Raw genomic sequence first — 21,914 nt, forward strand, 5'->3', positions numbered from 1 at the left:
GCCATGAATTACGGCATCGTCTTTACCCCGCTGATCCCCTCGCCGGTGCTCTGGACGGCGCTGGCGGCGATCGTCGTGGTGGCGGTCTTGCTGCTTGTGGGCCGCGCGCGCGGCGTGTGGCTGCGTCTTCTGGCGCTCGGCCTGTTGCTGCTGGCGCTCGCCAACCCCTCTTTCACCCGCGAGGAACGCGAACCGCTCTCGTCGGTCGCCGCCGTCGTCGTCGACAAGAGCCCGAGCCAGAATTTCGGCGACCGCACCAATGAGACTGCCCGTACGCAGCAGGCGCTGGTCGATTCTTTAAAGAAAATTCCGGGCCTCGAAGTCCGCGTGGTCGAGGCCGGTCAGGCCGACGGCGAGACCGACGGCACCAAGCTGTTCGGAGCGGTCTCCTCGGCGCTGTCCGACGTGCCGGTCGATCGCGTCGCCGGCGCCTTCCTGATCACTGACGGACGCGTGCATGATATTCCGGCCAACGCCACCGCGCTCGGCTTCCAGGCTCCGCTGCAGGCGCTGATCACCGGCCGCAAGGACGAACGCGATCGCCGGATTGCGATTACGGCCGCACCACGTTTTGGCATCGTTGGTCAGGTCCAGACCATCACCTATAGGTTGGACGATCAGGGCGTCACCGGCCAGCGCGCCAAGGTCGCGGTGCGCGTCGACGGCGAGACCATCAACGAACGCAATGTCGTCAGCGGCCAGACCGTCAATGTCGACATCGACATCAAGCATGAAGGCCAGAACATCGTCGAGATCGAGGCCTCGCCGCTCGAAAACGAGCTGACGCTCGTCAACAACCGCGCGGTGGTCGCCATCGACGGCGTGCGCGACAAGCTGCGCGTGCTGCTGGTGTCCGGCGAGCCGCATTCGGGCGAACGAACCTGGCGCAACCTGTTGAAGTCCGACGCCAGCGTCGACCTCGTGCATTTCACGATCCTGCGGCCACCGGAGAAACAGGACGGCACGCCGATCAACGAATTGTCGCTGATCGCGTTTCCGACGCGCGAGCTGTTTCAGCAGAAGATCAACGAATTCCAGTTGATCATCTTCGACCGCTACGCCCGCCAGGGCGTGTTGCCGATCGCCTATTTCGACAATATCGCGCGCTATGTTCGCTCCGGCGGAGCGGTGCTGGTATCGGCCGGCCCCGACTACGCGTCATCGACGAGCATCTGGCGCACGCCGCTCGACTCGGTGCTGCCGGCAGAACCGGTCGGCGTGACCGAGAAGCCGTTTTATGCCTCACTCAGCGACGTCGGCAAACGCCATCCGGTGACGCGGGGCCTGGAAGGCGCCAACAGCGACCCGCCGCACTGGAGCCGCTTCTTCCGCACGGTCGATACGCGCAATGCGATCAGCCCGCCCGTGATGACCGGCGCCGACGGCAAGCCGCTGCTGCTGCTGTCGCGCTTTGGCGAAGGCCGCGTCGCTCTGCTGCTGTCCGACCACATCTGGCTGTGGGCGCGCGGCTATGAAGGCGGCGGTCCGCATCTCGACCTGCTGCGGCGGATGTCGCACTGGCTGATGAAGCAGCCCGAGCTCGACGAAGAAGCGCTGCATTTGCAGGTGCGTGGTCATGACCTCGTCGTGCAACGTCAGACCATGGCCGACAGCGTTTCGCCGGTGACGGTCACCTCGCCTTCGGGCGCCACGCGCGAACTTGCTTTAAGCGCAGGCGAGCCCGGCATGTGGACGGCCAACATGCCGGCCAACGAACTTGGCCTGTGGCAGGCCACCGACGGCACGCTGAAGGCGCTCATCAATGTCGGCCCGACCAATCCGAAGGAATTTTCCGAAGTCACCTCGACCACCGAAACGCTGATGCCGCTCGCGCGATCGACCGGCGGCGACGTGCGCCGCGTGGTCGATGGTTCCAGCATCGACCTGCCGCGCATCGTCCCGGTTCATGCATCCAGCATTTTCCGCGGCGACGGCTGGATGGGCGTGAAAATGCGCGACGCCAGCGTGGTCCGCGGCGTCGGCGTCTTGCCGGTCTTTGCCGGCCTGATCGGGCTGTTGTTGCTGCTCGGCGCTTTCGCCGCGACCTGGCTGCGCGAGGGGCATTGATGACATCGCGTCCTTTAACAACGCTGGGACGCGGGAACGGCTTGGCACCTGAGGCGACCAAGTAGCTCCTGGCCGATAGCCATAATTAATCGACGACCGCGAGATTTGACGTCAGTTGGATCAAAAATGAGCGGCCGGCAGCCACAATCTTGCCCACGCTACCTTTGACCCAATGGCCGGCTCGGATAAGATGCCGCCACGGCTGAAACCCTGAGAAAGCTGCGGTTCGACGATAAATGCGCTGGTTCCGGGAGAATATAAGGCACGGATCATGGCTCGCGGTGTTCGCGCTGGTCATCAATTTCGGCCTGTCCTTTGGTCACTTTCACGCGACCAGCGGAAAGTGCGCCGAAAGTGGCTTGATCTCCCTGATCGCGGCTGCGTCTTCCGATAATGATCGGACGCAAGGCCCACCCGGCGATACCGGAGCTGACGATCTCTGTCCGATCTGTACCGCTGTCTTCGCGATGGCGAATGCTCTCGCCTCGGTGCCGCCCGTATTGCTGGTGGAGTTTGCCGGCTTTCGTTTCAATCGGCCGATTGAGTCTGTGCTTGTCTTCGCCGAGCGGCCGACTGCTGCCTTTCAATCGCGCGGACCGCCGATTTCCTGACAGCGATCCTTGTCTCCCGCTCTAATGAGGCGTGGTGAGCCACGCTGCTAGCAGCGGGCGGAGGTAGTCATTCATGGCGCGAGCGTTACGCACCCCAGCCCGGAATTCAGTGCTCTCGCTAGGCGCAAGAAAGGCCGACGGGCGGCAAAATTGATTTACCGAAGAGAAAATGAAATGCAACAAAGAAACACGGACCACCAATGCGACGGGATTTGGCATTGGCTGATGCCCGGGATCGTTGCCAGCACTTTCGCGGCGGCCGCCATGCTCCCGTCGCCCGCGCTTGCCCAGGAGCCCAATCCGCTACTACCGCACAACCTGTCGCCGTGGGGCATGTTCCTCGGCGCCGACGTCGTGGTGAAGACCGTCATGATCGGACTCGCCTTCGCCTCGCTCGTGACCTGGACGGTTTGGCTCGCCAAGACCATCGAACTCCAGGCCGCGAAAAATCTCGCGCGCCGTCGTCTTGCAATGCTGGAGCGTGGCGGCAGTCTTTCAGACGCGGTGCGCACCTGTGAGACGAAACGGGATGCTGTCGCGCAGCTGATCACCTCCACCGCACGCGAAGCCGAGCTGTCCGATGGTATCATCGACGACGGCTTCAAGGAGCGCGTGGCGTTGCGGCTGGAGCGCGTCGAAGCGGCGATGGCGCGACAGTTGTCGCGCGGCGTCGGCATCCTTGCCACCATCGGCGCGACCGCGCCCTTCGTCGGCCTGTTCGGTACGGTGTGGGGCATCATGAATTCGTTCATCGGCATTTCCGAATCCCACACCACCAATCTCGCGGTGGTGGCGCCTGGCATCGCGGAAGCCTTGCTTGCGACCGCGTTCGGCCTTGTCGCTGCGATCCCGGCGGTCGTGATCTATAACCATCTCGCCCGCGTGATTGCCGGCTACCGTATCCTGCTCGGCGACGCATCCGCGCAACTGCTGCTGATAGTCAGCCGCGGTCAACTGCGCGCTGCGGCGACGTTACCACGGGCCGCGGAGTAAGCGGATGGCTCTGCACGTTTCCTCAGGTCGAAATAGCGATGATCTCGATGTGCTGCACGAGATCAACGTCACCCCGTTCATCGACGTCATACTGGTTCTATTGATCATCTTCATGGTTGCAGCACCGCTCGCAACCGTCGACATCGGCGTCAACCTGCCTGCCTCGACCGCGCCCGAGCAGCCGCGGCCGGACAAGCCGGTGTTCGTCACCATCAAGCCGGACGCGTCGATTGCGATCGGGGAGACCATCGTGCCGCGCGGCGAGCTTCCGGGCGCGCTCGATGCCGCCACCAACAGTCACAAGGACCAGACGATCTTCGTCCGCGGCGACAAATCCATCAGCTACGGCGAGCTGATGGAGGTGATGAACGTCCTGCGCGACGCGGGCTATCTGAAGCTCGCGCTGGTCGGTCTCGAGGCACCGGCGGCAAAGCAATGAACGCGTTCGCGCTATATCTGCCGGAAAGGCATGGCGTTTCCCGATGGATGCTCGCCGGCGTGACCATCCTGGCGGCGCACGCGGCCGTCATTGGCACGATCGCATTTTGGTATGCACGCCAGCCTGTCGAACCGAACATCCTCCCGGCGATCGCCGTGACGCTGGCGCCGGTGGAAGCCTCCTCGCCCACGATCCAGGATCAGGACATCGCCGTCGGGCCGACCATGCAACAGGCGGAAGCGACGCCGAAGGAAGAGCGCAAGGTCGAGGAAAAGCCACTGGAGCAGGTGGTGCAGCCGCCACCGCCGCCGCAACAGGCGGAGGTCACGCTGCCACAGCAGGAGCAGAAGCTTGAGAAGCCGGAGCCAATGCCCGTGGCCCCTGCACCCGAGACGCGCGCGCTGCCGAAGAATGCGCGCATCGGCGAGTTCACCGAAGCCGGCTCGAACGCCTATAACGCGCTGGTGTTCGGTCATTTGCAGCGGTTCAAGCGCTATCCGATGGCAGCGCATGGTGCCGCCGGCACCGTGCTGGTGCGATTCGCGTTGAACCGCGCAGGCGAGGTGATTTCTACCGAAGTGTCGAAATCCTCAGGCAACGACGTGCTCGACCACGAGGCTCTGGACATCCTGCGTCGTGCCAGTCCGTTCCCGCCATTCCCCGCCGCCAAGCCGGGTACACGAGATAGTTACATCGCGCCGGTGAACTTCGCGCGGTAGCGACCCTTCAATGGCACGGTGCTGGTCCTAGCGGAGGACGTTGATTGCAGTTCGCGTCACCGCACGTTGCGAGAATCACACAGACCAGTGAATTCCGTCGACCGGCAGATCGGCCTCAATTGACGCCGCGCAACATTCCCTGCGATGTTACAAAGTGACGCCGGAAAGGGCGGAGATGCCTCGGCTTTCTGACGGCACAAGGTGCGTATCGGCATGAAGTGGTTCCGATCGAACGTCAAATATGGAGCGCGAGCTGCGCTGTTTGCGCTCGCCGTCCAGCTTGGGCTTTCGTTTGGCCATTTCCATCCGATTGCGGCGCAGGCTGCGCCGCTTATCCAATCTACCCAGCAACTTCCGCCGCCGAGCCAGGATTCGGATCGGCATCCGGATGATGTTTGCGCGATCTGCACCGTGGTCGCCTTGGCAAGTACGGCCATGCCGTCACCGCCGCCGGCCCTGCCGATCCCGCAAGCTTTCGAACTTGCGCATCCGCCGATAGCTGCAACGTTCGTTCATCCGCGCTCCGCGCGCACGGCCTTTCAATCACGCGCACCTCCCGTCGCCTGACACTGACTTGAACGCTTTCTGAAAGGACTGGCCATTCGTTCGTGGCCAATCCCGAGGAAGAAGAAGCAATCAGTCCGTCGCAAGCCGGCGGCAGGCCTTTCGAATTCGCGCATCGCGACGAATTCGTTCGCGGCCTTGTTGGGATAGGAACAATGCCAGTAGCAAGACCCGTATTTATCAGACGTATCCTCGCCTCGGGGATAGCCTCGTTCGTGATCTGCGGCCTCGCCGAGACGGCGCGATCGCAGACGGCGGAGCCATCACCTGCGCCCTCGCAGGCCCCGGCACCCGCGGAGAATGCGCCGCCGGCACCTTCGGCAAATGCACCCGCCACGGTGCTGCCGCAGACCAACGTCCAGGCGCCCAAGCAAGCGGCCAAGCCGGCAAGGCAGAAGCCGCGCACAATAGCCCGTGAGGTCGCCCCCTCAGCACCAGCGCAAGCGCCGCTCTCCCCCGCGGCGCAGGCTGCCGCTCAGTTGGCCGCAAAAAATGCGGTCTTCGACCAGGCGCGTGGGAACATCTTCACGACTGTCGGCACGAACTCCAACACGATCGGTCACGACACGATCCAGGATCTGCCGCTGGGCGCCAACCAGTCGGTCGAGCAATTGCTGCTGCAAGCCCCCGGCGTTTCACAGGATTCGGCCGCCAGTGGCTCGCTTCACATCCGCAATGAGCACGCCAACCTGCAATATCGGATCAATGGGGTGCTGCTGCCCGACGGCGTTACCGGCTTCGGCAGCATTTTCGACACCAGCTTCATCGGCAGCATCTCGCTGGTCACTGGCGCCCTGCCGGCCGAGTATGGACTGCGCACGTCCGGCCTCGTCGACATCAAGACCCGCACCGATCTGTTCAATAATAGCGGCAGCGTCGGATTCTATGGCGGCAGCCATGGGACCATTCAGCCGAGCATCGAATACGGCGGCACGTTCGGAAGCACCTGCCCCACGACCACGACGACGAGCGCGCTGACATACAAGGCGCCGACCGCCGCCGCCGATTGCTTCGCCGGCGTCCAGTACTACTTCACCGGCCGCTATCTCCAGAACACGGTGGGAATTGAAAATCCGACGCCCGCCTACAATGCGATTCACGATTTCACACAGCAGGAAAGAGGTTTCGCCTATATGTCCGCAATCATCGACCCGACCACGCGGGTCAGTCTGATCGCGGGAACGGCAATCAACAACTTTCAGATTCCCAACAATCCCGGCCAGCCGATCGGACAAAACGGATTTGTCACTAACGCATTCGGCGTGACCAGTTTCAACTCGGCCGCGCTCAACGAAAACCAGGTCGAAAGGACTCACTTCAGCGTGCTGTCAGTGCAAAAGTCGGTCGACGGTTTCGACGGGCAATTGTCCTATTTCACCCGTTACAACGAGTTGCGCTTCACGCCCGATCCGATCGGCGATCTCCTGCTCAACGGCATCGCTTCGAATGTCGGCCGCATCTCCTACACCAACGGTATCCAGGGCGACGGCTCCTATAAGCTCAACGATTCACACACCCTCCGCGCCGGCTTCTCCGTCAGCGCCGAGCAGGCGTCCGTCAGCAATACGTCGCTGGTCGAGCCCTGCATTGCCTGCGACGGCTCCGATAACGGCAATCCTTTCGGCATCACCGACAACGTCTCCAAACTCGGGTGGCTCGCCGGGGTCTATGTTCAGGACGAGTGGAAGGTGACCGACAAGTTCACCATCAACGCCGGCTTGCGCTTCGACCAAATGGAGCAATTCGTCAGCGCCAACCAGTTCAGTCCACGGTTGAGCTTTACCTACAAGCCGTTCGAGGACACCACTCTGCACGCCGGCTACGCCCGCTATTTCACCCCGCCGGTGCTGGTGGAAGCGGCGCCGGCCAATATCGCCCTGTTCAACAATACGACCGGCGCGTCGTCTCCTGGTGCCTTGGTCGACCCGGTCCTGCCGGAGCGCTCGGATTACTTCGATGCCGGCGTCGATCAGAAACTCAGATTCGGATGCGGCTCAGATCCGAAAAGCTGTTCGACTCTCGAGCTCGGTGTCGATGCTTATTACAAATTTGCGCATGATCTGATCGACAACGGCCAGTTCGGACAAGCCCTCGTGCTGAGCGCCTTCAACTATGCCCGCGGCTACAATGAAGGCATCGAATTCAAAACGAAGTTCACCAGCGGCAATTTCCAGGCCTATGGCAACGTCGCCGTGGCACAGCAGCGAGCTACCGATCCGGTATCGAACCAGTTTCTGTTCGACAACACGGTTCCGCTTGCCGACCTCGGCGGCTTGACCCGACTACAATACGTCCAGACCCACTTCGTCTACACCGACCACAACCAGTTCGTGACGGCGTCAGCCGGCGCCGTCTATTCGTTCTGCGGTCGACCCGCCACCGCGGCTGAAGCCTTTGGCGATAACGGAATGTCGTGGTGCGGCGTCAAACTAAGCGCTGACATGATCTATGGCAGCGGCCTGCGCGCCGGCGATGCCAATATCGATACGGTGCCGAGCTATACGCAGGTCAATCTTGGCATCAAGCGCGAATTCCTGCTGCCGAACGATCCGAAGCCGATGACGATTCGCTTCGACGTCGTCAACCTGTTCGACAAGATCTACGAAATCAGGGATGGCTCCGGCATCGGCGTGTTCGCGCCGCAGTTCGGACCGCGTCGCGGCTTCTTCCTCGGTATTTCGAAAAAGATATGAGGTGCGCCGGGCCCGAAGTGGCCGGATTGGCGGGCAGTCTCCCAAGACCCGGCCTTTTGGCCATTGATATCAGCCTTACGGCGCTGCATTCGCAGCGCTGTAAGGTGGTGTAGATGCCTTCATGCTGCGTCTTCTTCATCTGCTATCGGTTTTGACGGCGCTCGCCCTCGGAGCAGGCTCCGCTCGGGCCCATCCCCACGTCTGGGTCACCTTCCACAGCGAGATTCTGTACGCAGCCGACGGCAGCATGACAGGTGTCCGCCACGCTTGGACCTTCGACGACATGTTTTCCGCCTACGCGCTTCAGGGCATCCCCCATGGGAAGAAGGGGCAGTACACGCGGGAAGAGTTGGCCTCGCTCGCCCAAACAAACGTGGAATCGCTGAAAGAGTATGGCTATTTCACCTTTGCGCGCGCCGACGGCAAGAAGCTGAGGTTTTCGGATCCCGTCGACTACTGGCTCGAATACAAGAACGCTACCCTCACCTTGCATTTCACTCTGCCGTTGAAGGAGGCTGCCACGGCCAAGGCCATGCAGATCGAGGTCTACGATCCCACAATCTTCGTTGATTTCGAGTTTGCCAAGGACAAGCCGGTCACCTTGAGCGGCGCACCGCAATGCCTGTTGACCTATGATTTGCCACACCAGCCGACACCGGCGGAACAGTTGCGGCTGAGTCAGCTCGATAGCAACCCGCTCGGCATATCCAGCACCTATGGAGAAATCTTCGCCAACAAGATCTTGGTGAAGTGCCCATGACCAGATCATGCTGTGTTGTCTTGACCGTACTGGTGGCGGTTCTCGTCGTCTGTTCAATCGATGTCGTATCGGCACAGGCCGCGCCATTCGGACCCCCTCATCCTGCCGGTGACATGTCGGCATCCGGCCTCACGGGCTGGGTCTTTGCCCAGCAAGCGGCCTTCGATCGTTCGCTGTCGGGCTTCATCCGGGCGAGCAAGGAGGATGGAGCCGCGATGTGGGGACTCTTCGGCACCTCGTTTCTTTATGGCGTCTTTCACGCCGTGGGCCCGGGGCACGGCAAGGCCGTAATCTCCTCTTACCTCGTCGCCAACGAAGAGACCTGGCGTCGCGGCGTTGTCATGTCATTCGCGTCGGCGGGCATCCAATCCCTCGTTGCCATCGTCGTGGTGGCCATCGCCGCGGTTCTTCTCGGCGCGACGGCGAAGACGATCGGGCTGACCGTTCATCTCGTCGAGATCGTCAGCTATGGTCTGGTCATCCTGATCGGCCTGCGGCTTTTCTACGTCAAAGGCCGCGGCTTTCTCCTCGCCTGCCGCGAACTGGCGTGGATTCCGGCGCCCGCCCTCGCTGTCACGTCAGGACGCGGTAGCAAGATCCTTCCGCTTCTGACTCCGCGCCTCGGCGCGATGACCGTGCGTGGCGGGCAATGCCTGGTCAATGGATGCGCCGGTCACGAGCACGGCTTTCACTGCCACGACGACCATCACGAGTCGGCTTGGGGCCACGCCCACGGGCCAGACCCCGCTGAGCTTGCCGGCGCGGGTGGCTGGCGCCGAGGGCTCTCGGCGGTGGTCGCGGTTGGATTGCGGCCGTGTTCCGGCGCGATCATCGTCCTCATCTTCGCGCTGACCCAAGACCTGTTCTGGACGGGCGTCGGCGCCACCTTGATCATGGGGCTTGGCACAGCGGTGACTGTTGCAGCGATCGCAACGCTCGCAATGAGTGCGCGGCAGATCGCAAGCCGCGTCGCCGAGGCCCGGGCCGGATTCGGCATGCTCATTTTGAGAGCTATCGAGGTCGGCGCCGCGGCGCTCATAGTCACGTTCGGCACATTGTTGTTGGCAGGTTACATGGCCAGCGAACAACTCTGGATGTTTACGGGATAGAGATGATGGGCAATCAGCGGACTGCGGGGTTGGTCAAAGATCCACGGGCGGCCATAGCCGTCGATCGAGATATAAAGGGAGCCAGCCTCATCATCCGCCTAGGCGATCGGAGCTGACGGAACCGACGCTTTGCATTGCGTGCCAAACGACATTTGGGTTTTCCGCACAAGATATGTAATGTTATAACATAACTATCAACTGCGAGGCCCCATGTCCGCTGCGGCCGGTCCGGCCCAATACCGTCACAAGAGCGGACCTGCGCGCGGGCCTGCCGCCCATTCCCGGGAAGATGACGCAAGGGGTGCCCGCTGCGAACCGCGGCCGCCAAAACTTCTGACCCCCTAATATAAGGACTCGCCCATGCCTGAACCTGCGACGCAGATTCCCGTCACGGTCCTGACCGGCTATCTCGGCTCGGGGAAAACCACGCTGCTCAACCGCATCCTCACCGAGACACACGGCAAGCGGTTTGCCGTGATCGTCAATGAATTCGGCGAGGTCGGTATCGACAACGATCTCATCGTCGAAGCCGATGAGGAAATCTTCGAAATGAACAATGGCTGCATCTGCTGCACGGTTCGCGGCGACCTTATTCGTATCGTCGCAGGGCTGATGCGGCGTAGCCGCTCGTTCGACGGCATCGTGGTCGAGACCACGGGGCTTGCTGATCCCGCGCCGGTAGCACAGACATTCTTTGTCGACGATGAGGTCCGCCGCAAGACCAAGCTCGATGCCATTATCACCGTGACCGACGCCAGACATCTTCTCGAGCAGATCGACCGGGCCCCGGAAGTCCAAGAACAACTTGCGTTTGCCGATGTCGTTCTGGTCAACAAGGTCGATCTTGTCGATGAGAGCGGCCTGGCCAAGGTCGAACATCGGATCCGCAGGATCAATCCCTACGCGTCGATCCGCAGGACTGAGCGCTGTGGCATCGACCTCGGCCGGATACTCGGGCGAGACGCTTTCAGCCTCGATCGTATCCTCGATATCGAGCCGGGATTTCTCACCGAGGAGCATGCTCACGAGCACGACGACGAGATTGCCAGCCTATCACTGGTCGCCGACGAGCCGATGGATCCCGCGAGGTTCGTCTCATGGATTCAGGATACCACTCAACGTTACGGCACAGACATCCTGCGCATGAAGGGTATTATCGCAATGGCTGAAGATGACCGGCGATTTGTCGTGCAGGGTGTCCACATGCTGATTGAGGGCGGCAGTCAGCGCGCATGGAAGAAAAACGAAGCGCCCCAAACACGGCTCGTCTTCATCGGCCGCGGTCTCCCAGTGGACCATCTGAAGCAAGGATTTGAGGCCTGCCGCGCCTAATCGACGGCACGGGGGCTCATGGCAATCCAGTAAATGGGCGCCCTCTCGGCCCGCGTCTATTCATTGAACGCATCTACAAACAAGGTTGGAATGCCCATGGGCAACATCGTGCGACTTGTTCCAAAATCTGAGATTGAGCGGGCTCGTTCAATTCGAGAGGCTCGCGCAATATACGACAGTATATTCCCGCCGACCGATGTTGTTGGCGAGCGGCCAGATGGTCGCGTCAGCCAAGGGACGCAGTCGGACCGAAAGGGCTTGCTTTCTCGAGAAGAAACGGTCGGACAATAGCGAGATTTCGATCTTTGCTACCGTCTCCGATCCAACTTCTATTTGGCGGAGGCCCAGTCCGGGCGGATCGCGCCGGAGACGCCGTTGAATGCGCCATCGACGAGTTCGGCAACCAAAAGGCGGCTGTAGTCGACCGGTCCGGGCATGGTCGCCCGGCCCTGCGGCACCGTCTTGAAGCCGGCCCGGCTGTAATAGGCTTCGTCACCGACAAGGAGCACCAGGCGGTGCCCCTTGGCTTTCGCATCATGGAGCGCACGTTCCAGCAGCGCACGCCCGACCCCCCGGCTGCGAAACGGCGGTTCGACCGTCAGCGGCCCCAGCAACAACGCCTTGGTCTCGCCGACAACGACGGGCAATTGCCGCACCGAGCCTACCAACAGCGTCCCGATCCGGGCCGTGAACGACAGATCGAGCAAATGATCGACGTGTTCGCGGATCCGGTAGGCGCTCAGCACAAAGCGGCCGGGACCGAAGGTACGCTCATGCAAGCGCTCGATCGCCTGCGCATCGTTTGCGGTTTCGGCCAGGATGGTCAAAGAGAGATCGCTCATCCAGTGCCCACTTTCCGAAGTTCGTGCACCACTTCCGCGCCCACCTTTGACGAACTTCGGAAAGTTATGGGCACTGGCAAATTAACGAATTCTAGTACCGCTTTATCGATCTGAAGTCCCTGATCGAACTCGCCGCTTGTGGTGCAGGGACTTCAGATCGGCGGTACTGGGCAGTTTCAACTTCGAATGGGAGGGCCCGTCAAGTCTTCTCGAGCGGAGCCTGGGCCAGATAGGCCAACAGCTTCATTTCCCGGCGCCCGCGCGTCACGGTGTCGAGCACGAGGCCGGAGGCGACCGAAAGCATCGCCAGAACCATCAAGCCCATCGACAGAACCGCGGTCGGCAGGCGGGGAACGACGCCCAGTTCCAGGTAGGTGACGAATACGGGAATCGCGAGACTGACCGAAACGAGCCCGATGAAACCACCAATCGCCGTGAAAAAGCCCAGCGGCTTTTCCGAGCGATAGAGCTTCAGGATGGTGGAGAGAATCCGGAATCCGTCGCGCCAGGTGTTGAGTTTGCTGACCGAGCCCTCCGGCCGCGCGAAATACGGCGTTTCGATCTCGGCCGTCGGCAGCGCCAATTCCAGCGCATGCACGCTCAATTCGGTCTCGATCTCGAAGCCGTCTGACAGCACCGGGAACGATTTGACAAACCGGCGCGAGAACACCCGATAGCCGGAAAGAATATCCTTGAACGCCTTGCCGAACACCGCGGCCAGAAAGCTCGTCAGAAGCCAGTTGCCGGTGCGGTGACCGGGCCGCCAGGCCGCCTGCGCCTGGTCGACCCGCAGACCGACCACCATGTCGAGATGTTCCGACGCCAGCATGTCGATCATTTTCGGCACACTTGCGGCATCGTAGGTCGCATCGCCATCGACCAGCACGTAGATGTCGGCATCGATGTCGGCGAACATGCGCCGCACGACATGGCCTTTGCCCTGGCGGCGTTCGCTGCGCACCGTGGCTCCGGCATCGCGGGCAACCGCGACCGTGCGATCGGTTGAATTGTTGTCGTAGACGTAGATCGCGGCCGAAGGCAGCGCCTTCTGGAAATCGGCGACCACGGTTGCGACCGCGGCCTCCTCGTTGAAGCATGGCACGAGCACCGCGACACGCGGCTCCGCCGGCTGGGCTTGCGGAAATTCGGACCTGGCGAATTCCGCCAAGGCCTGCGCCATTCCGGCCAGATCGCCGCGAGGCTTTTCAGGGCGCTTGGGTTGCGATACGGCGCTCATTGGCAAATCCTTAACGACCGTTAGGGTTTTGCCCGATGATACGGACGTACCTGCTAACGTTCTCTAACGCCAGGTCCGGATTTGCGGCTTGTTTTCGATTACTTCCGCGATCCGCAGCCGTGTTCCCGTCGTGGTGTCCGGCGGCAGGGCCTGCGTTTCGAAAAAGCCGCAATCGATGATCTCGCGATTCGGCGCCGGCTTGCGGTCCTGACTGAAATGACGAACCACATAGACGGCGACATGATCGCGCCTGGAAACGTGGCTGTTCAGATAGACACCGAACAGCGCCGGCTCGCCGACAAGTTCGATCCGCCCCTCCTCTGCCAATTCGCGCTTCAGCGCCTCACGCAGGGTCTCTCCGGTTTCCACCCCGCCGCCCGGCAGATGCCAGCCGCTGACATAGCTGTGCTTGATCAGAAACACGCGATTTTCGCCGTCAAGCACGACGGCGCGCACGCCGAGCGTCATGCCCCTCGCAAAGCGCCAGTAAAAATGAAACAGCTGCCGCAGCGCCGGTTCAAGACATATTCGCAGGCGCTGCATTGTCGTCGTCACGGCCATCCTTGCTCGTCAAATATTACGTTTGATCCTTGCATCCTCGCTGACAGCTTGCCAATACATTCGCCGAGCCAGTGGAGTAGATACCGTAAATGGCCGCCTTCACCGTCGCCCACGTATCGGACCCGCACCTTCCGCCGCTGCCGGAGCCGCGGCTTGCCGAACTCATGGGCAAGCGCGTGTTCGGCTATCTCAACTGGACCCGCAACCGCCACCGGTATCACCGTCGCGAAGTGCTTGATGTCCTGATGTCCGATCTACAGGCGCAGGTGCCGGATCACATCGCGGTCACCGGCGACCTCGTCAATCTGGCGCTGGAGGCCGAGTTTGCTCCGGCGAAAGCCTGGCTCGAGAGCGTCGGCCCGCCGGAAAAGGTGACCGTCGTTCCCGGCAATCACGATGCCTATGTTCGTCCGACCAGCCATCGATTTACGGAGGCGTGGCAAAGCTATCTCTCCGGCGACACGGCGCCGGATCATGGCGCGATCTTTCCGTCGTTGCGCCGGCGCGGCCCGCTGGCCCTGATCGGTGTCTCCACCGCGGTCCCAACGCCGCCCTTGATGGCGACGGGGTGGCTCGGAAAAGGCCAGATCGAAGCGCTTGAGCGCCTGCTTGCAAGCCTCGCGTCCGAGGCTGCCTTTCGCATTCTCCTGATTCACCATCCGCTGCGCTCCAGCGCGCGCGCCAAGCGCCTGACCGATGCGCCGGAATTGCTGGCGCTGCTGAAACAACACGGCGTCGATCTCGTGCTGCACGGCCACGATCACGTACATTCGACGATATGGGTGGAGGGACCGAATGGCTCGCCGATACCGGCGGTCGGCGTGCCGTCGGCGTCGGCGCGCGCCCATGGCCATTATCCCGATGCGGCCTACAACCTGTTCTCGATCGCGCGCGACGGCGATGGATGGCGCTGCCGGCAAATGGTGCGCGGTGTCAACGAAGCGCTTCAGGTCAAGGAAATCAGGCGCGTCCAGCTCCTGTAGAGCCGCGCACCTGGTTCTCGATAACCAATCAGAAGCTGCTCAGGCTCGCAATCAGCGCGAGGCAAAACAGCGCGAGCGCGCCGAATACAAAGCCGAGCGCGAATGGCCAGAACCGGCTGCGGCGCGGCTTTTCGGCCGAGACCGGAGCCAGCGCGACCGCCGGGGTCGCAACCAGCGCATGTTCGCGCTCCACCATGCGGCGCGCGACATAGTCGGTGACGGCATCGACGATGGCCGGCACGTCGTGGGATTCGGCGATCACGATGCGGCCGAAGCGCGTGTCCTGCACGAAGCGATAGGCGCGCTTGTCGCGGCCCATCAGAACGTGGGCAACCACGTCGATCCACAGCCGCGGCGTCTCGCCCTGGCTGATGCCGCGGTCGAACAAATCGACGCTATCGGGAATTTGTGCAAACAGCGGGTCCAGCGCTTCGCTCAGGATTTCGAGCCGCGCCACTTCTGCGTCCCGCAGGTCAACGACGACGCCGGTGCGATCGGCCGCTTCGATCCGCGCCTTGCGGAGCGCATCGCGCAGCCGCGTCGGTCGTGCTTCGTCAGCCTCTGCTCCGATATTTTGTGCCTCTGCCATCGCCTTCACGTCCCGTCCTGATCGCGCGCCCCCGCGGAAACTGCCGTTAACCTATCAGTAACCCTGCCATCCGCAAAGAGCCGTTGGTTCCCAATGGCTTATGGTCCCCTGAAAACGAACGCGGCCCCCGTCACCCCGAAGGGTGAGGAGGCCGCGCCCGTCCTTGGACGTCTTCTTAAAGAAACGATCAGGCCATCACGCGGGCGGGCTCTTCCACGATGGAGAAGCGCACGCCGGCCTTGTGGCGATTCTCTTCGGAGACTTCACGCCAACAATCCTCAGCCTCCTTACGGCTCTTGAACGGACCTTTGACCTGCGCCGAGCCTTCCACGAGCTTGTGGAAATTCATCGAGCCGAACTCGCCGCCGATCACCCAGAAATTGCTGCCTTTGGTCATTGTCAGTCTCCTGTCGCTGTCGCGCGTTAGCCGAACTGGTTCATCGTGTTATGGACGCCACCCGCCTTCAGGGCAGCTTCGCCGGCGAAGTACTCCTTGTGATCGTCGCCGATGTCGGAGCCAGCCATGTTCTGATGCTTGACGCAGGCGATGCCCTGACGGATCTCGGCGCGCTGGACATTCTTCACATAGCCGAGCATGCCCTGCTCGCCGAAATATTCCCTCGCCAGATTGTCGGTCGAGAGCGCCGCCGTGTGATAGGTCGGCAACGTGATCAGATGATGGAAGATTCCGGCGCGCTTGGCTGAGTCCGCCTGGAAGGTGCGGATACGCTCGTCGGCTTCCTTTGCCAGCGGCGTGTCGTCATATTCCGCCTTCATCAGTTCGGCACGATTGTACTTGCTGACGTCCTGGCCGGCTTCCTTCATGGCATCGTAGACCTGCCAACGGAAATTCAGCGTCCAGTTGAACGACGGCGAGTTGTTGTAGGCCAGCTTCGCGTTCGGGATCACCTTGCGGATCCGGTCGACCATCTTGGCGATCTGCTCGATATGCGGCTTCTCGGTTTCGATCCACAACAGGTCGGCGCCGTTCTGCAACGATGTGATGCAGTCCAGCACGCAGCGATCTTCGCCGGTGCCCGGGCGGAATTGATAGAGGTTGCTGGGCAACCGTTTGGGGCGCATCATCTTGCCGTGACGGTTGATGATGACATCGCCGTTGCGGGCATTGTCGGCCGTCACTTCCTCGCAATCGAGGAAGCTGTTGTACTGGTCACCGATGTCGCCGGGCTTGTGGCTCACGGCGATCTGTTGCGTGAGGCCGGCGCCGAGCGAGTCGGTGCGGGTCACGACGACGCCGTCTTCGACGCCCAGTTCGAGGAATGCGTGGCGACAGGCCCGAATCTTCGCAAGGAAGACCTCGTGCGGCACGGTCACCTTGCCGTCCTGATGTCCGCACTGCTTTTCGTCCGAGACCTGGTTTTCGATCTGGAGAGCGCAAGCGCCCGCTTCGATCATCTTCTTGGCGAGCAGATAGGTCGCTTCCGCGTTGCCGAAGCCGGCATCGATGTCGGCGATAACGGGGACGACATGGGTCTGGAAGCTGTCGATCTTCTCGATCAGCGCCTTCTCCTTCGCCTTGTCGCCTTCCTTGCGGGCGGCATCGAGCGCGCGGAAGACGTTGCTCAACTCGCGCGAGTCGGCCTGACGCAGGAAGGTATAGAGCTCTTCGATCAGGGCCGGCACCGAGGTCTTCTCGTGCATCGACTGGTCGGGCAGCGGTCCGAACTCCGAGCGCAGTGCTGCGATCATCCAGCCGGACAAATACAGGTAGCGGCGCTCGGTGGTGCCGAAGTGCTTCTTGACCGAGATCAGCTTCTGCTGGGCGATGAAGCCATGCCAGCAGCCCAGCGACTGGGTGTACTTGGTGGGGTCGCCGTCATAGGCGGCCATGTCGGCCCGCATCAGCGCCGCGGTGTAGCGGGCGACGTCGAGGCCAGTCTTGAAGCGGTTCTGCAGGCGCATGCGCGCCACCGCCTCGGCCGTCACCCCGTTCCAGGTCGGCTGGGTGTCGAGAAGCGCCTGGGCCGCCTCGATCTCGCTCTGATACGAAGCCGGTCCCTGGAGAGCCTGATTGCCGATCCCGCGTGGCTGATAGTTCATCTGCGTAATCCTTTCGGTGGCGACGTAACGAGGTGTCACCTCTCGCGACATTCTTGACAATGCATTGCGAAATGCGTGTCAGGAGATAAACGCGAAACTCCCGAATTCGTAAATATGGCTTGATTTTGAATGGTGATGTCATGTAACACATATACCTGTGGTATAAGTCATTTTGTAACTTTTGTCACAAAACGACGTTTGGGACGCCTTTCGCGTGTAAAATTCCAGACAAGCGGCCCGACTTCGCTGGAAGTGCGGCCGCTACCAGGACGAGGCCATGCCTGTGGATTCCGGAAAGAAACTGTTTGTCGGTCCCCGCTTCCGGCGGATCCGTCAGCAACTGGGGCTGTCGCAGACCCAGATCGCCGAAGGCCTCGGAATCTCGCCGAGCTACATCAATCTGATCGAGCGGAACCAGCGCCCGGTCACGGCGCAGATCCTGCTGCGCCTTGCGGAAGCCTATGATCTCGACCTGCGCGACCTCGCGACCGCCGACGAGGACCGTTTCTTCGCCGAACTGAACGAGATCTTTTCCGATCCGCTGTTCCGGCAGATCGAGCTTCCGAAACAGGAATTGCGCGACCTCGCCGAACTCTGCCCCGGCGTGACGCACGCGCTGCAACGGCTCTATGCGGCCTATACCGAAGCACGCCGCGGCGAGACCATGGTCGCAGCCCAAATGGCCGACCGCGACGAAGGCGCGCGCTTTGAGGCCAATCCGATCGAGCGCGTACGCGACCTGATCGAGGCCAACCGCAACTATTTTCCCGAACTCGAGACCGCGGCGGAAAACCTGCGTGACGAACTCAACGTGCCGGCAGAAGAACTGTTTGCCGCGCTCTCGGCGCGCTTGCGGGAAAAGCATTCGATTCTCACCCGCATCATGCCGGTCGACGTCATGCGCGAGACGCTTCGCCGCTTCGATCGCCATCGCCGGCAACTTCTGATCTCCGAGCTCGTCGACAGCCCCGGGCGTTCGTTTCAGCTCGCCTTTCAGATCGGGCTTACCGAGTGCGCCGGCACGATCGAGACCATCATCGGCCGTGCCGGACCGCTGGACGATGCGCCGCGCCGGCTCTACCGCATCACGCTTGCGAATTATTTCGCAGCCGCCGCGATGATGCCGTATCAGCTGTTTCAAACGGCGGCTGAAGCGCTCGGCTACGATCTCAACGTGCTGTCGCAGCGCTTCAACGCCGGCTTCGAGCAGGTCTGTCATCGCCTGACCACCTTGCAGCGGCCCAACGCGCGCGGCGTGCCGTTCTTCATGCTGCGCGTCGACAATGCCGGCAATGTTTCAAAACGATTTTCTTCCGGCACCTTCCCGTTCTCGAAATTCGGCGGCACCTGTCCGCTGTGGAACGTGCATTCCACCTTCGACACGCCGGACCGCCTGCTGAGCCAGGTGATCGAATTGCCCGACGGCACGCGCTACTTTTCCATCGCGCAAACGGTGCGTCGCCCCGCGGCACCCTACGCGCAGGCACAGCCGCGTTTTGCGATCGGGCTGGGCTGCGAAATCCGGCACGCGACAAAGCTGGTTTATGCGAGCGGGCTCAATCTCGACACCTCGGAAGGCGCGCCGATCGGCGTCAATTGCCGGCTGTGTGAACGCGAGAATTGCAGCCAGCGCGCCGAGCCGCCGATCACCCGCACCCTGATCCTGGACGAGAACACGCGGCGTATGTCGTCGTTTGTCTTCTCCAACGCGCGGGAGTTGTGAGGCCATCGGCCCCAACGCGGCAACATCCGCTGGCAATCGTGGCAACGGTTGGCTAATCCGACGGAACCGTTATGGTGTCCCACGCCTTTTCCATTTCTTAGCCATCGAAAATCGGATACCCCGACATGCTCGTTTCGTTTTTTCCTCGCCCGAGGCTGTTCTTTTGGTCGGCCGTGATCTGGATCGCGCTAGCGATGGCGCTTTGGTACGGCTATGCGAGCAATCTGGTACCGGCGAAGGAGCCCGAAATCATTGGGGTGGCGCGGTTCTGGTCGGCGCCACAGCTGTGGTTCGATTTCTATTTCGCGCTTAGCGCCGCAACATTTGCCGGCCTCTGGATGATGCTTTCGCCGCATCCCTGGGCCCGCTGGTCGATTCTCGGCTCGGCGCTGATCCTGTTCACGTCTTACTTTCAGGTCCAGACCAGCGTGGCCCTGAACGAGTGGCGCGGACCATTTTATAACCTGGTCCAAAACGCGCTGACGCCCGCAACAAAAGGTACCGTCACGCGCGAAGAGTTGTACACCGGAACTCTGACGTTCTTCGCCATCGCCACGGTCTACATCGTGGTCGCCGTGCTGACGCGATTTTTCACTCAACATTACGTGTTCCGCTGGCGCACCGCGATGAACGATTATTATGTCGCGAACTGGCAGCGGCTGCGCACCATCGAGGGTGCCTCGCAACGCGTGCAGGAAGACACCATGCGGTTTGCAACCATCCTGGAAAGCCTGGGTGGCAACCTGATCGACTCAGTCTTGACGCTGATCGCCTTCCTGCCAGTGCTGTTAGTGTTATCAAAGAGCGTCACCGAACTGCCGCTGGTCGGCACCGTTCCTTATCCGCTTGTGATTGCTGCGGTGCTGTGGTCGGTGTTCGGCACCGGCCTTCTTGCGCTGATTGGAATTCGCTTGCCTGGAATCGAATTTCACAATCAACGGGTCGAAGCCGCTTACCGCAAAGAACTGGTGCTCGGCGAAGACGATACAGCACGCGCCGAGCCGCCGACACTGGCAGCACTGTTCGCCAATGTCCGCCGCAACTATTTCTGGCTTTATCTGAATTACGTGTACTTCAATGTCGGCCGCTACTTTTATCTTCAGACTGACGCCATTTTCCCGACCGTGCTTCTCGTGCCGACCATCATCGCCGGTACAATTACGCTCGGCCTGTATCAGCAGATCCTGGGTGCATTCAGGGAGGTGCGGCAGTCGTTCCAGTATCTCGTCAATTCCTGGAGCACCATTGTCGACCTGATCTCGATCCAAAAGCGGCTGCGCGCCTTCGAGGCGACGCTTCACGGCGACCCATTGCCGCCGATCGAGTCGGAGGCCGAGCCGCAGTCATTGTAGGGACCTTCGAACGGAGGAAATTTCGATGAGAAAGCAAATCCTCGCGACCGCGGCCGTGCTGGTGCTTGCCATCGGTGCAACGACCAGCGCCATGGCCTCCAGCCACAAGGCCGGGCATGGCGCCCGTCACGCCAGAAATTCCCACACCGTCCGCAACGCTGAGAGTTGGCGGCAAGGCGATACGAGCTACCGCGGTGGCTTCATCGACCTCGGCCCGCTCGGCATCACGGCCGCTTGCGGCTCCTATCGCTCCAAACACTATTGCGGCCAGGGCTATTCCGTGTCCGCCTGGTCCTATTGAGAGCCGTCCCGGATTTCTGAAATTACAAAAGCCCGCCCGAGAACATGGCCATGCCATCTCGCTCTGTGGATCATTTCATTCCGCCGCCGCTGAGCGCACGCGCGTCATTGTTGGCACGTTGGCTGCTGCGCGTGACGCCGGGACCTGCGAATACAGCTCCGTGAGATGTTGCGGCAAGGCCCGGTTCACCGCCGTTGAGCTTCGAATAAAGCGAACGATCTTTCGCCGCCATGTCAAAATGTGCCTGCTGCTCCGCCGTAGGTGCTAGATGCGTGCCGCGAGCCAGCATCTCCTGCTCCGGAGTCGGTCGCGCCTTCGCGCCGCGCTTGCCGCCATTGAAACTCACGTGCACAGCATCGTCGTCGTGTGCAACAGGCTGATTGTAGTCGTGAGCGATTCTGAGAGATCCAAAATTGTTGACGGCGCTATTATAGAAGAACGAACCGTTGTCCCAGCGACCGCCCTGGTATCCATTACCCCCGTAGCCGTAGCCGTAATCGATGCCTCCATAAAAGCCGACCGCCTCGGCCCAATAACCGTCGTGAAAAACATAACCGTCATCGACGCGGCTCCAGTACGGCGGCGTCCAAAGCAACCCCGCGCGCGGCGGCTTCACCCACGTTCCGGGTACCCAATAATAATCGCGAATATCGTCGCGCCGGGCCCAAAAGCCGGGCATCCAGAGATAGCCCTCTTCGGGGATGGCCGGTTGGGCATAGGAGGGAAGCGGTGGCGGCGTTGACGTAACCATGTGCGCCGAGTTCGGCGGACGCGGCTGAAAGTGCGGAGGCACTTGCAAAAATCCGGGGTTCGGAAAATTCGAATCCGCCATTGAATTCGCGGATTGTGCCAACGCACAAGGTCCGCTTATCAGGGAGAGCGAAACCAGACCGGCCGCCAACTTGCGCATATCTTGTCCGACCATCACACGCGGCGCCGTGTATTGGGGCGCACCGAGCATAACGTGCCTTTGACGCT

22 protein-coding genes and 1 pseudogene are annotated in these 21,914 nt (G+C 61.5%); 15 read left to right on the forward strand and 8 right to left on the reverse strand.

The annotated features are described in order from the left end of the window. Positions 1-3 precede the first annotated feature (3 nt). The 11 genes from BUA38_RS05305 to BUA38_RS37940 all read left to right on the forward strand — a co-directional run bounded on the left by BUA38_RS05305 (position 4) and on the right by BUA38_RS37940 (position 11,578). A complete protein-coding gene (locus BUA38_RS05305) occupies positions 4-2,067 on the forward strand; it encodes a hypothetical protein (protein WP_072817023.1) in 2,064 nt (687 codons plus the stop codon). Between the two features lie 236 nt (positions 2,068-2,303). After that, positions 2,304-2,678, forward strand: a complete 375-nt coding sequence (locus tag BUA38_RS38720) for a DUF2946 domain-containing protein (protein WP_072817024.1) — start codon at positions 2,304-2,306, stop codon at positions 2,676-2,678. A gap of 225 nt (positions 2,679-2,903) precedes the next feature. Next, positions 2,904-3,671, forward strand: a complete 768-nt coding sequence (gene exbB / locus BUA38_RS05315; RefSeq protein ID WP_072825844.1) for a tonB-system energizer ExbB — start codon at positions 2,904-2,906, stop codon at positions 3,669-3,671. A 4-nt stretch (positions 3,672-3,675) separates the two neighbouring features. Further along, positions 3,676-4,110: a TonB system transport protein ExbD gene (gene exbD / locus BUA38_RS05320; RefSeq protein ID WP_072817025.1), complete on the forward strand. Its 435-nt coding sequence runs from the start codon at positions 3,676-3,678 to the stop codon at positions 4,108-4,110. Next, positions 4,107-4,829, forward strand: a complete 723-nt coding sequence (locus BUA38_RS05325; protein WP_072817026.1) for a TonB family protein — start codon at positions 4,107-4,109, stop codon at positions 4,827-4,829. Before exbD ends, BUA38_RS05325 begins: the two co-directional genes overlap by 4 nt. Before the next feature lie 213 nt (positions 4,830-5,042). Continuing rightward, entirely contained in the window at positions 5,043-5,396 is a 354-nt protein-coding gene (locus BUA38_RS05330) for a hypothetical protein (RefSeq protein ID WP_072817027.1), read from the forward strand. Between the two features lie 152 nt (positions 5,397-5,548). After that, on the forward strand, positions 5,549-8,086 hold the full coding sequence (locus BUA38_RS05335) for a TonB-dependent receptor (RefSeq protein ID WP_072825845.1): 2,538 nt from the start codon (positions 5,549-5,551) through the stop codon (positions 8,084-8,086). A gap of 121 nt (positions 8,087-8,207) precedes the next feature. Continuing rightward, on the forward strand, positions 8,208-8,846 hold the full coding sequence (locus BUA38_RS05340) for a DUF1007 family protein (RefSeq protein ID WP_072817028.1): 639 nt from the start codon (positions 8,208-8,210) through the stop codon (positions 8,844-8,846). Beyond that, the gene (locus BUA38_RS05345; protein WP_083587464.1) at positions 8,843-9,955 is read left to right on the forward strand and encodes a nickel/cobalt transporter; all 1,113 of its coding nucleotides are present in this window, start codon (positions 8,843-8,845) and stop codon (positions 9,953-9,955) included. The genes BUA38_RS05340 and BUA38_RS05345 overlap by 4 nt, the downstream gene beginning before the upstream one ends. Before the next feature lie 360 nt (positions 9,956-10,315). Beyond that, a complete protein-coding gene (locus tag BUA38_RS05350) occupies positions 10,316-11,287 on the forward strand; it encodes a CobW family GTP-binding protein (RefSeq protein ID WP_072817030.1) in 972 nt (323 codons plus the stop codon). Positions 11,288-11,383: 96 nt separating this feature from the next. Continuing rightward, the gene (locus BUA38_RS37940) at positions 11,384-11,578 is read left to right on the forward strand and encodes a hypothetical protein (RefSeq protein ID WP_072825846.1); all 195 of its coding nucleotides are present in this window, start codon (positions 11,384-11,386) and stop codon (positions 11,576-11,578) included. A 38-nt stretch (positions 11,579-11,616) separates the two neighbouring features. On the opposite strand, the gene BUA38_RS05360 is transcribed toward BUA38_RS37940, so the two are convergent. The 3 genes from BUA38_RS05360 to BUA38_RS05370 all read right to left on the reverse strand — a co-directional run bounded on the left by BUA38_RS05360 (position 11,617) and on the right by BUA38_RS05370 (position 13,909). Further along, entirely contained in the window at positions 11,617-12,129 is a 513-nt protein-coding gene (locus BUA38_RS05360) for a GNAT family N-acetyltransferase (protein WP_072817031.1), read from the reverse strand. A 199-nt stretch (positions 12,130-12,328) separates the two neighbouring features. Continuing rightward, complete coding sequence (locus BUA38_RS05365) at positions 12,329-13,309, reverse strand: glycosyltransferase family 2 protein (RefSeq protein WP_072825847.1); 981 nt, start codon at positions 13,307-13,309, stop codon at positions 12,329-12,331. A gap of 120 nt (positions 13,310-13,429) precedes the next feature. Next, positions 13,430-13,909, reverse strand: coding sequence for an NUDIX domain-containing protein (locus BUA38_RS05370; RefSeq protein ID WP_156898921.1), 480 nt, complete (start codon positions 13,907-13,909; stop codon positions 13,430-13,432). A gap of 107 nt (positions 13,910-14,016) precedes the next feature. Here BUA38_RS05370 and BUA38_RS05375 point away from each other — a divergent pair, with 107 nt between their 5' ends. Further along, the gene (locus tag BUA38_RS05375; RefSeq protein ID WP_072817033.1) at positions 14,017-14,910 is read left to right on the forward strand and encodes a metallophosphoesterase family protein; all 894 of its coding nucleotides are present in this window, start codon (positions 14,017-14,019) and stop codon (positions 14,908-14,910) included. 28 nt (positions 14,911-14,938) lie between these two features. Here BUA38_RS05375 and BUA38_RS05380 read toward each other — a convergent pair whose 3' ends face one another. The 3 genes from BUA38_RS05380 to BUA38_RS05390 form a co-directional block, all read right to left on the reverse strand. Further along, positions 14,939-15,499 carry a hypothetical protein gene (locus BUA38_RS05380; protein ID WP_072817034.1) on the reverse strand — a complete coding sequence of 187 codons (561 nt, stop codon included), beginning with the start codon at positions 15,497-15,499 and terminating at the stop codon, positions 14,939-14,941. Positions 15,500-15,686: 187 nt separating this feature from the next. Continuing rightward, positions 15,687-15,896 (reverse strand): DUF4170 domain-containing protein, encoded by a 210-nt coding sequence (locus BUA38_RS05385; protein WP_072817035.1) that lies wholly within the window; start codon positions 15,894-15,896, stop codon positions 15,687-15,689. A gap of 26 nt (positions 15,897-15,922) precedes the next feature. After that, on the reverse strand, positions 15,923-17,560 hold the full coding sequence (locus BUA38_RS05390; RefSeq protein ID WP_072817036.1) for an isocitrate lyase: 1,638 nt from the start codon (positions 17,558-17,560) through the stop codon (positions 15,923-15,925). A gap of 277 nt (positions 17,561-17,837) precedes the next feature. Between BUA38_RS05390 and BUA38_RS05395 the strand changes: the two genes are divergently transcribed. The 3 genes from BUA38_RS05395 (at position 17,838) to BUA38_RS05405 (ending at position 20,936) form a co-directional block, all read left to right on the forward strand. Next, positions 17,838-19,283 carry a helix-turn-helix domain-containing protein gene (locus tag BUA38_RS05395; protein ID WP_072817037.1) on the forward strand — a complete coding sequence of 482 codons (1,446 nt, stop codon included), beginning with the start codon at positions 17,838-17,840 and terminating at the stop codon, positions 19,281-19,283. 125 nt (positions 19,284-19,408) lie between these two features. After that, on the forward strand, positions 19,409-20,635 hold the full coding sequence (sbmA, locus tag BUA38_RS05400; protein WP_072817038.1) for a peptide antibiotic transporter SbmA: 1,227 nt from the start codon (positions 19,409-19,411) through the stop codon (positions 20,633-20,635). A gap of 25 nt (positions 20,636-20,660) precedes the next feature. Next, positions 20,661-20,936: a hypothetical protein gene (locus BUA38_RS05405; RefSeq protein ID WP_072817039.1), complete on the forward strand. Its 276-nt coding sequence runs from the start codon at positions 20,661-20,663 to the stop codon at positions 20,934-20,936. Positions 20,937-21,006: 70 nt separating this feature from the next. Here the strand turns inward: BUA38_RS05405 and BUA38_RS05410 are convergent, their stop codons facing one another. Together BUA38_RS05410 and BUA38_RS38725 are read right to left on the reverse strand one after the other, a co-directional pair. Beyond that, complete coding sequence (locus tag BUA38_RS05410) at positions 21,007-21,552, reverse strand: hypothetical protein (protein WP_244553197.1); 546 nt, start codon at positions 21,550-21,552, stop codon at positions 21,007-21,009. A 6-nt stretch (positions 21,553-21,558) separates the two neighbouring features. Then, positions 21,559-21,897 (reverse strand): annotated as a pseudogene (locus tag BUA38_RS38725) (YXWGXW repeat-containing protein); the annotation flags it as partial. Positions 21,898-21,914 lie beyond the last annotated feature (17 nt).

Source organism: Bradyrhizobium erythrophlei (assembly GCF_900142985.1).
Lineage (GTDB): Bacteria > Pseudomonadota > Alphaproteobacteria > Rhizobiales > Xanthobacteraceae > Bradyrhizobium > Bradyrhizobium erythrophlei_B.